The 16,472-nt window shown below is 61.4% G+C and carries 12 protein-coding genes and 1 pseudogene; 10 read left to right on the forward strand and 3 right to left on the reverse strand.

Annotation, left to right across the window (positions count from 1 at the left end; genetic code table 11):
- Positions 1-431: 431 nt before the first annotated feature.
- The 3 genes from katG to ACEN8Z_RS20620 all read right to left on the reverse strand — a co-directional run bounded on the left by katG (position 432) and on the right by ACEN8Z_RS20620 (position 5,246).
- Entirely contained in the window at positions 432-2,645 is a 2,214-nt protein-coding gene (gene katG, locus ACEN8Z_RS20610; protein WP_495595482.1) for a catalase/peroxidase HPI, read from the reverse strand.
- A gap of 343 nt (positions 2,646-2,988) precedes the next feature.
- Positions 2,989-3,186 (reverse strand): YbdD/YjiX family protein, encoded by a 198-nt coding sequence (locus ACEN8Z_RS20615; RefSeq protein ID WP_046042517.1) that lies wholly within the window; start codon positions 3,184-3,186, stop codon positions 2,989-2,991.
- A gap of 2 nt (positions 3,187-3,188) precedes the next feature.
- On the reverse strand, positions 3,189-5,246 hold the full coding sequence (locus ACEN8Z_RS20620; RefSeq protein WP_495595483.1) for a carbon starvation CstA family protein: 2,058 nt from the start codon (positions 5,244-5,246) through the stop codon (positions 3,189-3,191).
- 314 nt (positions 5,247-5,560) lie between these two features.
- Here ACEN8Z_RS20620 and ACEN8Z_RS20625 point away from each other — a divergent pair, with 314 nt between their 5' ends.
- The 10 genes and pseudogenes from ACEN8Z_RS20625 (at position 5,561) to ACEN8Z_RS20670 (ending at position 16,460) form a co-directional block, all read left to right on the forward strand.
- A complete protein-coding gene (locus tag ACEN8Z_RS20625) occupies positions 5,561-6,925 on the forward strand; it encodes a cache domain-containing protein (protein ID WP_495595484.1) in 1,365 nt (454 codons plus the stop codon).
- A 32-nt stretch (positions 6,926-6,957) separates the two neighbouring features.
- Positions 6,958-7,590: a response regulator gene (locus ACEN8Z_RS20630; RefSeq protein ID WP_007997406.1), complete on the forward strand. Its 633-nt coding sequence runs from the start codon at positions 6,958-6,960 to the stop codon at positions 7,588-7,590.
- Positions 7,591-7,795: 205 nt separating this feature from the next.
- Positions 7,796-8,059, forward strand: coding sequence for a YtcA family lipoprotein (locus ACEN8Z_RS20635; RefSeq protein ID WP_007997408.1), 264 nt, complete (start codon positions 7,796-7,798; stop codon positions 8,057-8,059).
- A 15-nt stretch (positions 8,060-8,074) separates the two neighbouring features.
- Entirely contained in the window at positions 8,075-9,127 is a 1,053-nt protein-coding gene (gene mdtN, locus ACEN8Z_RS20640) for a multidrug transporter subunit MdtN (RefSeq protein WP_495595485.1), read from the forward strand.
- Positions 9,124-11,181, forward strand: a complete 2,058-nt coding sequence (locus tag ACEN8Z_RS20645) for an FUSC family protein (RefSeq protein WP_495595486.1) — start codon at positions 9,124-9,126, stop codon at positions 11,179-11,181. The genes mdtN and ACEN8Z_RS20645 overlap by 4 nt, the downstream gene beginning before the upstream one ends.
- Positions 11,178-12,668, forward strand: a complete 1,491-nt coding sequence (locus tag ACEN8Z_RS20650) for an efflux transporter outer membrane subunit (protein ID WP_008003958.1) — start codon at positions 11,178-11,180, stop codon at positions 12,666-12,668. The genes ACEN8Z_RS20645 and ACEN8Z_RS20650 overlap by 4 nt, the downstream gene beginning before the upstream one ends.
- A gap of 79 nt (positions 12,669-12,747) precedes the next feature.
- A pseudogene (locus ACEN8Z_RS20655) lies at positions 12,748-13,068 on the forward strand (hypothetical protein); the annotation flags it as partial.
- A gap of 445 nt (positions 13,069-13,513) precedes the next feature.
- The gene (locus tag ACEN8Z_RS20660; protein ID WP_007978708.1) at positions 13,514-14,104 is read left to right on the forward strand and encodes an amino acid synthesis family protein; all 591 of its coding nucleotides are present in this window, start codon (positions 13,514-13,516) and stop codon (positions 14,102-14,104) included.
- A 44-nt stretch (positions 14,105-14,148) separates the two neighbouring features.
- On the forward strand, positions 14,149-14,982 hold the full coding sequence (locus tag ACEN8Z_RS20665) for an alpha/beta fold hydrolase (RefSeq protein ID WP_495595487.1): 834 nt from the start codon (positions 14,149-14,151) through the stop codon (positions 14,980-14,982).
- Positions 14,979-16,460, forward strand: coding sequence for an aldehyde dehydrogenase (locus ACEN8Z_RS20670; protein WP_008003962.1), 1,482 nt, complete (start codon positions 14,979-14,981; stop codon positions 16,458-16,460). Before ACEN8Z_RS20665 ends, ACEN8Z_RS20670 begins: the two co-directional genes overlap by 4 nt.
- The last annotated feature ends 12 nt before the right edge of the window (positions 16,461-16,472 follow it).

The following is a 16,472-nucleotide window of genomic DNA, read 5'->3' on the forward strand; positions in this document are numbered from 1 at the left end:
AGCAGCGCAGCGTCAGCTCTCGTCTCAACCTTTATGGCCCGGTGCTCGTCACCTACCTTGTGCGGGTCATCAGTGAAGCTGTCTGGAAACTGCCAGTCCAACACCCTCTGTAGCAGCTGCCGAGCCCGCGAGGCTGCGTTCGGCTGCGAAGCAGTCGTGAGTCCAGCTGACGCGGCCTGCCTGACGTACCGCAATGACTGATTTTACGACTGCTTCGCAGCCGAACGCAGCCTCGCGGGCTCGGCAGCTGCTACAGATCGCATTAGCGCTATTAGCCTTCAGCGTGTCCTTTTTGTACAAGGTCGACAGCAATGGACCGGACCATGATCGCCAGGATTCATGGTCGCTGGATGCCCTCCGCTGATGTCGGAGCCGGAGGGCGAGCCGAGGCACTTTTTGCCGGTAATGCCAGCGTTATGACAACATCTCCTCTAGACGGTGCGGTTTAAGTCGAAACGATCCAGGTTCATCACTTTGGTCCACGCAGCGACGAAGTCCTTGACGAATTTCTGCTGCGCATCGGCGCAGGCATAGAATTCGGCCAGGGCACGCAACTGCGCATTGGAACCAAAGACCAGGTCAACCCGCGTCCCCGTCCACTTCACTGCACCGGTTTTGCGATCGCGACCTTCATACTCTTGCTGGGCATCCGATACCGGCTTCCACTCCACGCCCATATCCAGCAGGTTGGTGAAGAAGTCGTTGGTCAAGGCTTCCGGACGCGTGGTGAACACACCGTGTTTGCTCTGGCCGACATTTGTGTTCAACACGCGCAAGCCGCCCAGCAACACCGTCATTTCCGGCGCGCTGAGCGTCAGCAGTTGCGCCTTGTCGATCAGCAATTTTTCGGCCGGCACACGGTACTGTTGCTTCAGGTAATTACGGAAACCGTCGGCAATCGGTTCAAGGTAACCGAAGGAATCGACATCAGTCTGCTCCTGGCTGGCGTCCATCCGTCCCGGGCTAAAAGGCACCGTCACACTGTGGCCGGCATTTTTCGCAGCCTGTTCGACACCTGCACTACCGGCGAGCACGATCAGGTCGGCCAGGGAGATTTTCTTGCCGCCGGTTTGTGCACTATTGAACGCCTTCTGGATGCCTTCCAGTTTGGCCAGCACATTGGCCAGTTGCTCCGGCTGATTGGCCTGCCAGGACTTCTGCGGCTCCAGGCGCAGACGCCCACCGTTGGCGCCACCGCGTTTGTCGGAGCCACGGAAGGAGGAAGCCGCCGCCCACGCCGTCGATACCAGCTGCGAAACCGACAGGCCGGAAGCCAGTACCTTGCTTTTCAGATCAGCCACATCGCTGTCGTTGACCAGCGGATGATCGACGGCAGGGATCGGGTCTTGCCACAGCAGCTCTTCGTTCGGCATTTCCGGGCCGAGGTAGCGTGAGAGCGGCCCCATGTCACGGTGAATCAGCTTGTACCAGGCACGGGCGAAGGCGTCGGCCAACTGGTCTGGATTGGCCAGGAAGCGCCGCGAAATCGGCTCATAGATCGGGTCGAAGCGTAGCGACAGGTCCGTGGTCAGCATGGTTGGATCACGCCGCCTGGACGGATCAAAGGCATCCGGGATGGTACCGGCGCCAGCGCCGTTTTTCGGCTTCCACTGGTTTGCCCCTGCCGGGCTCTTGGTCAGTTCCCATTCGTATCCGAACAGGTTCTCCAGGTAGTTGTTGCTCCACTGGGTTGGCGTGGTTGTCCAGGTCACTTCCAGGCCGCTGGAGATGGCGTCGGCACCTTTACCGGTACCGAACGTGCTCTTCCAGCCCAGGCCCTGCAGTTCGAGACCGGCGGCTTCGGGCTCAGGTCCGACATGCTCGACAGGACCGGCGCCGTGAGTTTTGCCGAAGGCGTGGCCGCCCGCGATCAGCGCGACGGTTTCCTCGTCGTTCATGGCCATGCGCGCAAAGGTTTCACGGATGTCTATCCCGGCGGCGACCGGATCAGAGTTACCTTCAGGGCCTTCGGGGTTTACGTAAATCAGGCCCATCTGCACGGCTGCGAGTGGGGTTTCCAGATTGCGCTCGGCGGGAGCTTGCCCGGCATCTTTGCCATAACGCACGTCGCCACCCAGCCACTTGCTTTCCGAGCCCCAGTAGACGTCTTCGTCCGGTTCCCAGACATCCGGGCGGCCACCGGAAAAACCAAAGGTCTTGAAGCCCATGGACTCCAGTGCAACGTTGCCGGCAAGGACGATCAGGTCGGCCCAGGAGATTTTGTTGCCGTACTTTTGCTTGATCGGCCAGAGCAGCCGACGGGCCTTGTCGAGGCTGACGTTGTCTGGCCAGCTGTTGAGCGGTGCAAAGCGTTGCTGGCCGGAGCCGGCGCCGCCCCGGCCGTCACCGGTGCGATAAGTGCCTGCGGCGTGCCAGGACATGCGGATAAAGAAGGGTCCATAGTGACCGAAGTCCGCCGGCCACCAGTCCTGGGAATCGGTCATCAGCGCAGTCAGGTCTTTTTTCAGCGCCTGGAAATCCAGGCTCTTGAAGGCTTCGGCATAGTTGAAGTCGCCCCCCAACGGGTCAGACTTGGGTGAGTGTTGACTCAAGATCTTCAGGTTCAGTTGGTTCGGCCACCAGTCGCGGTTCGTCGTGCCACCGCCAGCGGCGTGATTGAACGGGCATTTCGATTCAGTTGACATGGCATCTCCTCTTGATTTTGTTTTCAGCTAACCATCCTTAAGCGTGGATCCGGATCACCGATTGAAGAAATAGCTTTTCGGTATGGGATCCATAGCCTCAAGGCTATGACGGCCCAGTGATCAGTCGCTCCAGACCATCCATTAAAGTACCGGACGGGGAAACTGTCGCTTCATCTGGGGGAGATAGCTGATAAACAGCTCAAATCAGTCAGGCGGTTGGCAATGCTTCCATGACCCGGAACAAAAGTGGTGGCGACGATTCGAATCGCAACGGAGCCCGAAATGTCCAGGCCGTTACTGCGCGCAATAAAAAACCGGCCTTTCAGCCGGTTTTTTATGACACTCAACAGCACTTCGGTCCGGCTTTACTGCCGTAACGGGCCTCCTGGCGCTCGCGGAAGAACGCCTCGTAGTCCATCACCGGTTTGTCCGGGTGCTTGTTTTGCATATGCTCGACGTAGTTGTCGTAGTCGGGCATACCGACCATCAGGCGCGCGGCCTGACCGAGGTATTTACCCAGGCGACTGAGGTCATTGAACATGATCAGGCATCCGGCAGCGCGTGGAATGGCGCTTCCTTATCCGTACGCTCCTTGCTGCCCCAGGCGGCAATACCGACCTTGAGCGCAAAGAACAGGATGCTGAACACCACGAACAGGAACAGCGCGGTCAGCGTCGCGTTGGTGTAGGCGTTGAAGATCACGTGCTGCATCTGGTCGATGCTCTTGGCCGGGGCCAGCACCTGACCGTTAGCCAGCGCATCGCTGTACTTCCTGGCCAGGGCGAGGAAGCCGATCGCCGGGTTGGCATCGAACAGCTTGATGAAACCAGCGGTGGTGGTGCAGATCAGCAACCATACCGCCGGCAGCAAGGTGACCCAGACATACCGCTGGCGTTTCATTTTGATCAGCACCACGGTGCCGAGCATCAGCGCGATACCGGCCAGCATCTGATTGGAGATACCGAACAGCGGCCACAGGGTATTGATGCCACCCAATGGATCGATCACGCCCTGGTACAGCAGATAACCCCACATGGCCACACAACCGGCGGTGGCGATCAGGTTGGCGGTCCAGGATTCGGTGCGGCGCAGGGCCGGCACGAAGGAACCGAGCAAGTCCTGGAGCATGAAGCGCCCGGCACGGGTACCGGCGTCGACCGCGGTCAGGATGAACAGCGCTTCGAACAGGATCGCGAAGTGGTACCAGAACGCCATGGTGTTCTCGCCCGGCAACACATGGTGCAGGATCTGCGCGATGCCCACCGCCAGGGTCGGCGCACCACCGGCACGGGCCAGGATGGTGGTTTCACCGATGTCGTGGGCCACCGCTTGCAGGGCTTCCGGGGTAATGGCGAAGCCCCAGCTGCTGACGGTTTGCGCAACGGCCACCGCATCGGCGCCAACCACGGCGGCCGGGCTGTTCATGGCGAAATACACGCCCGGATCGATCACCGAGGCGGCGACCATGGCCATGATCGCCACGAACGATTCCATCAGCATGCCGCCGTAACCGATGTAACGGGCATGCCCTTCACTGGCCAGCAACTTCGGCGTGGTCCCGGAAGCGATCAGCGCATGGAAGCCCGAGACCGCGCCGCAGGCGATGGTGATGAACAGGAACGGGAACAGACCGCCCTTCCATACCGGGCCAGTGCCATCGATGAACTGGGTCAGCGCCGGCATTTTCAGCTCGGGCATGGTGATCAGAATGCCGATGGCCAGGGCGACAATGGTGCCGATTTTCAGGAAGGTCGACAGGTAGTCACGTGGCGCCAGAATCAGCCACACCGGCAACACCGCTGCGACAAAACCGTAGCCGATCAGCATCCAGGTGATCTGGATACCGGTAAAGGTAAACGCCTTGGCCCACACCGGATCCGCGGCAATCTGCCCGCCGAGCCAGATCGAACCGAGCAGCAACAGCACGCCGATGACGGAGATTTCACCGATGCGACCCGGGCGGATGTAGCGCATGTAGATGCCCATGAACATCGCGATCGGGATGGTCGCCATCACGGTGAAAATGCCCCAAGGGCTTTCGGCCAGGGCTTTCACCACGATCAGCGCCAGCACGGCGAGGATGATGATCATGATCAGGAAGCAGCCGAACAGCGCGATGGTGCCGGGAATACGACCCATTTCTTCACGGACCATATCGCCCAGGGAGCGGCCGTTGCGGCGGGTGGACATGAACAGGACCATGAAGTCCTGAACTGCACCGGCCAGCACCACGCCGGCGATCAGCCACAGCGTGCCGGGCAAGTAGCCCATCTGCGCTGCCAGCACCGGGCCGACCAGCGGACCTGCACCGGCGATAGCGGCGAAGTGGTGACCGAAGAGTACGTGCTTGTTGGTCGGCACGTAGTCCAGACCATCGTTATTGAGCACAGCGGGAGTGGCCCGAGCGGGATCGAGCTGCATCACTTTGTTGGCGATGAACAGGCTGTAGTAGCGGTAGGCAACGAGGTAGATGGCGACGGCTGCGACTACGATCCACAGGGCGTTGATCGCTTCGCCGCGGCGCAGGGCCACGACACTCAGCGCAATCGCTCCCAGGACAGCCACGGCAAACCAGGCGAGGTGTTTAGCCAGACGGGGCATAGCGTGTCTCCTGCCGACAGCCAGTGACTGCGGCGGTAATTTTTATAATTGTGTCCGCGGTGCGGAGCTGGCCCAATATCTGCGCATGCCGTCCACAAATAAATCCGCGTTACTACGTACGTGGTGTCTACGTAGTTCTACGTAGATGCCACGATCTTCCTGTTAAAACGCATAACCCTGTAGGAGCGAGCCTGCTCGCGAAAAAGGTACAGCAGACACCACTCAGCGCCTGGAATACCATCGCGAGCAAGCTCGCTCCTACAAGGCGCCTCTTTGGCATATGATCCCGAGCCTTCGCGCGGGCAGGAGTCAACATGCAGCTCAAACACAAAATTGTCGCCCTCGGGATTCTGCCGCTGGTGCTGGCCATTGCCGTCATCTGCGCGCTGGTGATTTCCCTGAACCGCCAATTGGGCGACCAGCAGGCACAACTGATCGAAGACAGCATTCTGGCAAGCAAGCGCGCGGAGCTGAAAAACTACGTGGAAATGGCCCAGAGCCTGATCGCTCCGCTGTACGACGACGGCCATGGCGACACCCGTGCCCAACAGCAAGTGCTGGAGGAACTGCGCAAGCTCAGCTTCGGCATCAACGGCTATTTCTTCGTCTACGACCGCGAAGGCCGCAGCCTGATGCATGCGCGCCAGTCGGAACTGGTGGGCCAGTACCTGTGGGACATGAAAGACCCCCACGGCCTGCCGGTGATTCAAGCGCTGCTGCACAGCGCGCAATCGGGCGAAGGCTTTCAACGCTATGCCTGGAACAAACCCTCTTCCGGCCAGGTGACCGACAAACTCGCCTACGTGGTGATGCTCGATCGCTGGGGCTGGATGCTCGGCACCGGTATCTACCTCGAAGACGTCGAGCGCGCCACCCAGCAGGCTCGCGCAGAAGTGGCCCAGGGCATCCGCAAGACCATGATGGCGATTGCCGTGGTCGCCCTGGTCGCGGTGCTGTTCGTGTTCGCCACCGGCATGACTCTCAACGTCAGCGAGCATCGCCTGGCGGACAAGAAACTGCAGCGCCTGACCCAGCGCATTGTCAGCCTGCAGGAGGAGGAACGATCCCGGGTGTCCCGCGAGTTGCACGACGGCATCAGCCAGGTGCTGGTCTCGATCAAGTTTCAGTTCGAACTGGCCAGCCATCTGCTGGAAAGCGGACAAGCCCACGACAAGGGCTTGAACACGTTGAAAGACGCCACCGAGCGCCTGGGCGATGCCATCGGTGAAGTCCGCAGTCTCTCCCATGACCTGCGCTCATCGCTGCTCGACACTCTCGGCCTGCCGGCGGCCATCGGCCAATTGGCCGCGGAATTCGAGCAGCGTAGCGGGCTGACCGTGACCTACGACGAAAATGAATTCGACTGCCAACTGGTCGACGGCGCGGCTGTTGCGTTGTTCCGCATCGTCCAGGAAGGCCTGACCAATATTGAACGCCACGCCCGGGCGAAGAACGTCTCCATTACCTTGCGCGGTTGTGAGCGGTCCGTGCGGCTGACCGTGGTCGATGACGGCATCGGTTTCAACGTCGCCCAGGTCGAACGTCGTCAGGCCGGCATTGGTTTGCGTAATATCCGCGAACGCGTCGAACATTTTGGCGGGCGCTTCGATTTGATCTCGATGCCGGGCAGAAGTGAGCTGGACGTGCTGCTGCCAATGAAACCTGGCGCAAAACCCTGAGCCGGCCCAAAACTACAAGAGTGAAACCTCGCATGAACCTGCCCTCCCCGATCCGTGTCGCCCTGGTCGACGATCACTCCCTGGTCCGCGACGGCATCAAGGCGCTGCTGGCCGTGATGTCGCCCCTGGAAATGGTCGGCGAAGCGGAAAACGGCGCCGAGGCCATCGAAATGGTCGGACGTTGCCAGCCGGACCTGCTGCTGGTCGACATCAGCCTGCCGGACATGAACGGCCTGGAATTGACCCGCGTGCTGCGCAGCCAGTACCCGTCGCTCAAGGTGCTGGTGCTGAGCATGTACGACAATTACGAATACGTCAGTGAATCGGTGCGCTCCGGCGCCAGCGGCTACGTGCTGAAAAACGCCCCGTCACGGGAAATCATCGCCGCCATCGAAGCCATCAGCAGCGGCGGAACCTTCTACAGCGCCGAAATCGCCCAGCGGCTGATCGCCGACAAGAACACCGACAACGAACTGACCCCGAGGGAAAGCCAGGTGCTGTCGAAGATGGCGCAAGGGTTGAACAACAAGGAAATGGCCCGGGAGCTGGACATCAGCGTGCGCACGGTGGAGACACACCGCTTGAGCATCCGGCGCAAGCTCAACATCGACAAACCGGCGGCGCTGGTCAAATACGCCATCGATCACGGGATTATTTCGCGGTGATGGGTGAACCGACAACAGGCGTGTTCACACGGCCGATTTAAATCCGTTGAGCGAAGCAGCTACTACTATCAACTCCAGACCCGGTGAATCGCTTGAGATCCTCTGCCCATCCGGGGGTGACGGGCCAAAAATTAGCTACATTTCCACGAGGCCAATGTAGGTAGCATCGGCCAATTGCCGCATTGCAATGGGGTGGAAGCTTACAATGAGCCGTGAACACAACGTGTTGGCACTATTGCTGATTGCTCCGCTATCGGGCTGCTCCAATGCCCCTTCGATTCCGGTTCTGGGGGCCTACTTCCCCGATTGGCTGTTCTGCATTCTCGCCGGCATGCTGCTGGCCTTTGTGCTTCAGGCACTGCTTGCACGGTTAGGTTACGCGGCCTGGCTGGTGCCGTCAGTTCTGACCTATCCGGTTTTGACCGCGTTGTTGTCCATGAGCACCTGGCTGCTGTTTTTCCAGAATTGACCGGGGACTTGCATCATGAGCGAATCCGCTGTGAACAAACTGCCCCGACGCTTGATCGTTCTCGTATTGCTCGGGCTGACGCTGGTGATGCTGCTGTGGGTGGTCTGGCGGTTGGACACCACCCCACGTACCGATGATGCCTACGTGTATGCCGACACCATAAACGTCACTCCGGAGGTGAGCGGCAGCATCGAAGAACTGCCCGTGCGTGAGAACCAGCAGGTGAAACAGGGAGACGTACTCCTGCGCATCGACGCGCGGGTGTATCAGGACGTGCTGGACCAGGCTCAGGCCTCATTACAGGCGCTGAACAAGGAAATCATACTGAGCCAGCGTCAGGTTGATGCCCAACAATTCAATTCCGAAGCGGTGAAAGCCAGTGTCGAACGCGCCAAGGCCGCCGCCGCGCAGAGCGCCGACACATTGCGGCGCATGGAACCCTTGCTGAAACCTGGCTATGTCTCCGAGGAACAGGTGGATCAGGCCCGCACCGCCGCCAGGAGCGCTCGTGCCGAATTGAATGCGGCGCTGTTGCAGGCCAAACAGGCTGCCGCCGCGGTCAGCGGGGTCGATGCACTGGTGAGCAGGCGCGCAGTGATACAAGCGGAGATAGCCCGCGCCGAACTGGACCTGGAGCACAGCGTGGTACGCGCGCCCTTCGACGGACTCATCGTCGGTTTGACCACCTCCAACGGTCAGTTCGCTGCCGCCGGTCATCCCCTCTTCAGCCTGATCGACACACGTCGCTGGTACGTAGTGGCAAACTTCCGCGAAACCGAACTGGACAAGATCCGCAATGGCAGCCGCAGCACCCTCTACCTGATGGGCGACAGCAACCGCACTTTCAGCGGCACCGTTGATTCCATTGGTTTCGGCGTGTTCCCTGATGACGGCGGCGCCCAGGCCGCAGGGCTGCCGAAGGTCGCGCGGACCATCAACTGGGTGCGGGTGGCACAGCGTTTTCCGGTACGCATCCGCGTCGATAAACCCGATCCGGACCTGTTTCGCATCGGTGCATCGGCCGTGGCGTTGATTCATGCCGGTCAGGATGAGGACTCGCCGCAATGAGTGCAGCGTTGACCTGGGAGCGACGCTTCTGGCGCTTCCTTGACACAGAGCTTTCGCCCTTTCCGGGGCGGGGCAACGCACTGTTGCGCAATGTGCTGGCCTGCGCTCTGGTGATCATCCTCTCCATGAGCCTGGAAGTGCCTCTGCTGGCGCTGTCGCTGATCATCGTGTTTTTCGTCAGTCAGAGTAACCTGATGCTCACGCGCATGGTCGGCATCCTGTTCATGGTCAGCGCAACCATCGCCATCGGTATTGCCATCCTCCTGCTCAAGTTCACCTATGGCTACCCGTTGCTGCGCATCCTCTGCGCAAGCGTGGTGTTCCTCATCAGCATGTTCGCCATGCGTGCTACGCGCCTCGGCCCACTGTTCTTCGTGGTGGCCATCGTCACCATTTACGTGCAAAGCCTGGTGGACCTCACTACCCAACCGGAGCTGCTACTGCGCGCCTGCCTGTGGGTGTGGATGGCAGTGGTCTACCCGATCCTGGTGACCTTGCTGGTGAATACCGTGTTGTTGCCCAAAGAGCCCCAGAGGCAATTGCGCGAGACGATGCGCAGGCAACTGGCGCAGGTCGACAGGCGTCTGGCCGCGTCAGGTGAGGGGCATCTGGATATGGCGCGGATCGGCGCGGTAGAAGTCCAGCAGGGGTTGCTCAGCCTGCACAAACTATTGAAGTACGCCAGCATGCGCGGCTCAGTGAAAGGCCCCCGGGAAATCGACCAACTGGCGTTGATCACCTGCGTTTCTCGTTTGTATGCGGCGGCCGCCGCGCTGGTGTCCGACTGCAATGACACCGAGGCCCTTGCGGCGTTGCGCCAGGATTGCGCGGCCCTGGCCGCAGCCATCGATAACGACACCTTGTCGCAGCCACGAGTACTGCACAGTCAAGCCTTGCAACGCTTGCTGGCCCCCCCTGCGCTGGAAGAAATGCGCGATGCCTTGCGCGCCTTGGCCATTACCGAACATGCCACGCCATCCGGTGCTCCGACAGCCAGGGAGCCCCTGCTGGTACGCGATGCTTTCAGCAACCCCAATTACCTGTTCTTTGCCTTCAAGACCTGGCTGGCCACGCTGATTTGCTACGTGTTCTACAACGGCGTGGACTGGCCGGGTATCCACACGGTGATGCTGACTTGCGTCATCGTTGCCTTGCCCAGCCTCGGCGCCTCGACCCAGAAGAGCCTGCTGCGGATCGGTGGCTGCCTGGTGGGCAGCGCACTGGCGCTGTTGTGTATTGTCTTCGTTGTCCCGCACATCGAGACGCTGGTCGGCCTGCTAGCCATGAGCCTGCCGGTGATCGCCCTCGGTGCATGGGTGGCCGCGGGCTCCGAACGCATCAGTTACGCCGGTCTGCAGATCATGTTTTGTTTCGCTCTGGCCTTGCTCGAACAGTTTGGCCCGAGCATTGACCTTACGGAAATCCGCGACCGGCTGGTAGGTATCCTGCTGGGGGTGTTGGTCAGCACCCTGGTGCACGGCGTGCTCTGGCCGGAAAGCGAAGGCGACGGCCTGCGCCGGCGTCTGGCCGAAGTCCTGCAAGGGATTGCCGCGCTGTTGTGCTTGCCGGCGCTGGAACCTGGAGAAACAACCGACCGCCTGCACGGACAGAGCCTGCGCAGCTGGGGCCAGCTCGCCGAGTGCGAGGCCATGCTGGCTCGGGTGGCCCTGGAGCCCGGCTGGCATCAGGGCGAGCATGAGGAGCTGACACTGTTCACCCAGACGCTGCTCGCCAAGGCGCGGGAGGTCCTCCTGCTGACTGGCCAATTGCAGCGCAATCGGGCAGTGCTCGAAGCGCAGCTCCCGGCGTCAACGCAGCGCTGGCTGGACGAGCAGCAACAAGAAATGAGTGACTGGCTGGAGCGATATGCCCTGCACCTGCAAACCCGGGGCACAGCGCTTGAGGCCTTGCCTGCGCTCGACTTTACGACGGCTGAGGGTAGCGCTAACACCGAAGCCCTGCTGCATGACCTGCGAACGCTGCACCACCTGCTGGATTTGCTACCGGACTGGCGATGCTATGAGCAAGGTGCCCTCTCGGAGCCGAGCCCATGAACAGACACGCTCATTGTGCATGGCTGCTCGGCCTGTGCCTGCTACTGGGTGGCTGTGCACTGATCCGCGAAGAAGGCAGCCTGGCACCGCAACGGGACCCGGCCGAGCTACGTCTGGCTGACGACCTGCACCTGGCCCGCGACGGTTGGCCCGAGGCGCGTTGGTGGACGCGATACGAAGATCCGCAACTGAACCAACTGATTGAAATGGCCTTCGCCCAGGCCCCCGGCATCGCGATCGCCCGCAGCCATATCGACCAGGCCAGGGCCCAGGCCGACACGGTGAAATCCTTGACGGGCGTGCAAGTCCAGTTAATCGCGCTGGTCAACCGCCAACACGTCTCCGCCAACGGTTTCCTCGGACCATTCGCCCGGAACGAGCCGGCCCTCGGGCTCACCGGCCCTTGGTACACCGAGGGTGTGGTGGGTCTCGGTGGTGTCTACCAATTGGATCTCTGGGGACGCCAACGAGCCCAGGTCGACGCCGCCCTGGGGGTTCACAATGCGCGTCAGGCTGAAGAGGCCTGGGTCGAACTTGAGGTCTCGAGCAATGTGGCCATGCTGTATTTCCAGATCCAGACAGCACAGCAGCTACTCGACGACTTGCAACACATGTCGGCCATCACTGCCGAGGTGGTGGCCGCACACCAGGCACGCATCGAGCGTGGTCTGGAGTCGCAGCCGCTGAAACAGCAGGCATTGAGCAACCAGGCACTGATCGATCGCCAGGTTGTCTCCCTGCGCAGCCAGGTATGGCAACTACGCGAGGCCATGCGGGCACTGCTCGGCGTGGGGGCCGACGTCACCTTGCCGCTGGCCCCGCGCACGTTACCGGAGCACGTTTATGGGGTGCCCGATAGCCTGGGTTACGAACTGCTGGCAAGGCGGCCTGACCTGCAGGCCTTGCGATGGCTGGTGCAGGCTTCCTATTCGAACATCGACGCGGCCAAGGCGGCCTTCTACCCCAGCTTCGATATCAAGGCCTTTTACGGCGCCGACGCCCTGCACATGGGTGATTTGTGGGCCCATGGCAGCCGGCAGATCAACCTCATACCGGGGCTGACCCTGCCGATCTTCGACGGCGGCCGCCTCAATGCCGAACTGGCCAATGCCCGTAGCTTGAGCAATGGCCTGGTGTATCAATACAACCAGGCCGTACTCGACGCCGTGCGCGATGTCGCCGTGGCCGGCAGCAAGCAGCAGGGGTTGGAGACGCAAGAGCAGCTGCAGCAATCGCGCATCGGCAATATGCGCTTCAATCGCGACAGCGCCACGGCGCATTATCAGCGCGGCCTGCTGGACAGGGTTACAGCGCTTGAGTCGAATCTGCCGCTGCTGGCCGAACATAGCGGCCTTGCCTTGTTGCAGGGGCAGCGGCTGGAAAGCGAGATTGCCCTGATCAAGGCTCTGGGCGGCGGGTACCGCTCCAGCAACGTCATAGCCGTGCACCGCGCGACATCCATTGACTACGTCGATAGTCACCATTGATTCAATGAAATTCTCTTAAAAAATCCACGGCGTAACATCTGCTCCATACCCACCCATAAGCACCCCGGAGCACACGATCATGAAACGCCAGACCCTCCTCAGCATCGCTTTCTCGGTTTTTGCAGTTAACGCTTTTGCCGCGACCTCTGTTCAACCTGTAGTCGCTGAAGGCGGCTCGGATCGTCTGATTGAAAGCCGTGTGGCTGAAGGTGGTTCGGATCGTCTGATCGAGAACCGCGTTGCAGATGACGGTTCTGATCACCTGAATGGCAACCGCGTTGCCGCTGATGGCTCCGATCACCTGAATGGCAATCGCGTTGCTGCTGATGGTTCCGACAAACTGATGCAAAACCGCGTAGCCGAAGGTGGTTCCGACCGCCTGATCCAGAACCGCACCGCCTGAATGCAGGGCGGTAACGCAAGACTCGACGAAAAACCCGGCCTCACCAGCCGGGTTTTTTTACGTCTTTTAAAAGTCTTCCCCGCCACAAGTAGCGCCTCGCCTGGCTAATGCCAGTCAGTTAAGCAACTTCAGCCGCGACACCCTTTGTAGCAGCTGCCGAGCCCGCGAGGCTGCGTTCGGCTGCGAAGCAGTCGTGAGTCCAGCTGACGCGGCCTGCCTGACGTACCGCAATGACTGATTTTACGACTGCTTCGCAGCCGAACGCAGCCTCGCGGGCTCGGCAGCTGCTACGGATCGCACTACCGCTTAACTGATCGACATTAGCCTCGCCTGGCTCCTTTTTATCGCCATCCAGCCAGAAACTCCGTTCGGGGACTTGTGCTTCCGGTATTATGGTATACCATCAGACGCACAGACACCCAAAACCTCTACGGAGCAGCTCATGAGTTTCGAAATCCGCAAGATCGTCAGCTATGTCGAAGAAACCTTTATTGAAGGCGGCAAAGCCACCGATAAGCCCGTGACCATGGTCGGTCTGGCCGTGGTGATGAAGAACCCCTGGCTGGGCAACGGTTTCGTCGAAGACCTGAAACCACAGATCCGCGCCAACTGCTCCGACCTCGGTGCACTGATGGTCGAGCGCCTGGTGGGCATCATTGGCGGCGCTGAGAAAATCGAGGCCTACGGCAAGGCTGCCGTGGTCGGTGCCGATGGCGAAATCGAACACGCTTCTGCGGTGATCCACACCCTGCGCTTCGGCAACCACTACCGCGAAGCGGTCAAGGCCAAGAGCTACCTGAGCTTCACCAACAAGCGCGGCGGCCCGGGCACCTCGATCCAGATCCCGATGATGCACAAGGACGATGAAGGCCTGCGTTCGCACTACATCACCCTGGAAATGCAAATCGAAGACGCACCGCGTGCCGACGAAATCGTCGTGGTCCTGGGTTGCGCCGACGGCGGCCGCCTGCACCCGCGCATCGGCAACCGCTACATCGACCTGGAAGAACTGGCCGCCGAAAAAGCCCAATAACCGGCCGGTAGAACGACAACAAGAAGGCATTGCAGGAGCGCTCCATGATTCGGCTCACCGCTGAACTCACCCCGGCTGGCACCAGTTACCTGGCGACCGGCCAAGGCCAGCCCGTGGTCTTGATCCACGGCGTGGGCCTGAACAAAGAAATGTGGGGCGGCCAGATCGTTGGCCTGGCCACGAAGTACCGCGTCATCGCCTACGACATGCTCGGCCATGGCGCCAGTCCACGCCCTTCGATCGGCACGCCGCTGCTCGGCTATGCCGACCAGTTGCTGGAGCTGCTCGACCACCTGCAATTGCCCAAGGCAACGGTCATTGGCTTTTCCATGGGCGGGCTGGTAGCGCGGGCGTTTGCCCTGCACTACCCGCAACGCCTGGAAGGCCTGGTGGTGCTCAACAGTGTGTTCAACCGCAGCGCCGAACAGCGCGCGGGGGTCATCGCCCGCACCAGTCAGGCCGCCGAACACGGGCCGGACGCCAATGCCGAAGCGGCGCTGTCGCGCTGGTTCAGCCGCGAATACCAGGCCGCGAACCCGGCGCAGATCGCCGCGATTCGCCAGACCCTGGCCGGCAATGACCCTCAGGGTTACCTGACCACTTACGAACTGTTCGCCACCCAGGACATGTACCGCGCCGACGACCTGGCCAGCATCCAGGTGCCGACGCTGATCGCCACCGGCGAACTGGACCCCGGCTCGACCCCGGAAATGGCCCGGCAACTGGCCGAACGCATTCCCGGTGCGACCGTTGCCGTCCTCGCCGAGCAACGGCATATGATGCCCGTAGAATCGCCGCGCCTGGTCAACCAGCTGCTGCTGGAGTTTCTGCAGGCCGCGCACTCCAATCAAAACCAGATCAAGAGGATCGTTGCATGACACTCGCACGCTTCCAGATGTGCATCGGCGGTGAATGGGTCGATGCCCTGTCCGGCAAGACCTTTCAAAGTCTCAACCCGGCGCTGGCCGAGCCTTGGGCCGAATTGCCCGATGCCGACGAAGCCGATGTCGAGCGCGCCGTACAAGCCGCGCAAACCGCTTTCGACAGCCCGGCCTGGCGCGGTCTGACCGCCACTGCTCGCGGCAAACTGCTGCGACGCCTGGGCGACCTGATCGCCGAAAACAAAGAGCAACTGGCGCAGCTGGAAAGCCGCGACAACGGCAAGCTGATCCGCGAAACCCGCGGCCAGGTTGGCTATCTGCCGGAGTTCTTCCACTACACCGCAGGCCTGGCGGACAAGCTCGAAGGCGGCACCCTGCCGCTGGACAAGCCGGACCTGTTTGCCTACACCGTGCACGAAGCCATGGGCGTGGTTGCCGCGATCATCCCGTGGAACAGCCCGCTGTACTTGACCGCGATCAAACTCGCCCCGGCGCTCGCCGCGGGCAATACCATCGTGATCAAGCCGTCGGAACACGCCTCGGCGACCATCCTCGAATTGGCGCGCCTGGCCCTGGAAGCCGGGATTCCACCGGGGGTGGTCAACGTCGTCACCGGTTACGGCCCGAGCACCGGCGCCGCCCTCACCCGCCATCCGCTGGTGCGCAAGATCGCCTTCACCGGCGGCGCGGCGACGGCGCGGCATGTGGTGCGCAGCAGCGCGGAGAACTTCGCCAAGCTGTCGCTGGAACTGGGGGGCAAATCGCCGAACATCATCTTCGCCGACGCCGACCTCGACAGCGCGATCAACGGCGCCATCGCCGGGATCTACGCTGCCTCAGGGCAGAGCTGCGTCTCCGGTTCGCGCTTGCTGGTGCAGGACGAAATCTACGACGAGTTCGTCGCTCGCCTGGTGGAACGCGCCCGGCGCATCCGCATCGGCAACCCGCAGGACGACAGCAGCGAGATGGGCCCGATGGCCACCGCGCAACAACTGGCCGTGGTCGAAGGCCTGGTGGCCGATGCCATCGCCGAAGGCGCGCGCCTGCGCCTGGGCGGCAAGCGTCCGGAGAATCTGGGCGACGGCTGGTTCTACGAACCGACCCTGTTCGAGTGCGACCGCAACTCGATGAAGATCATGCAAGAAGAAGTCTTTGGCCCGGTGGCCTCGGTCATTCGTTTCAAGGACGAAGCCGAAGCCCTGGCGATTGCCAACGACTCGCAGTTCGGCCTCGCCGCCGGCATCTGGACCCGCGACCTGGGCCGTGCCCATCGCCTGGCCCGGGATGTGCGCTCGGGGATCATCTGGGTCAACACCTACCGCGCGGTCTCGGCCATGGCGCCGATCGGCGGCTTCAAGAACAGCGGCTATGGACGCGAAAGCGGCATCGATTCGGTGCTGGCCTACACCGAGCTGAAAACGGTGTGGATCAACCTGTCCCAGGCACCGATGCCTGATCCCTTCGTGATGCGCTAGGAGTCCTGGAAA

It is taken from the genome of Pseudomonas sp. Pseusp10 (genome assembly GCF_059492225.1).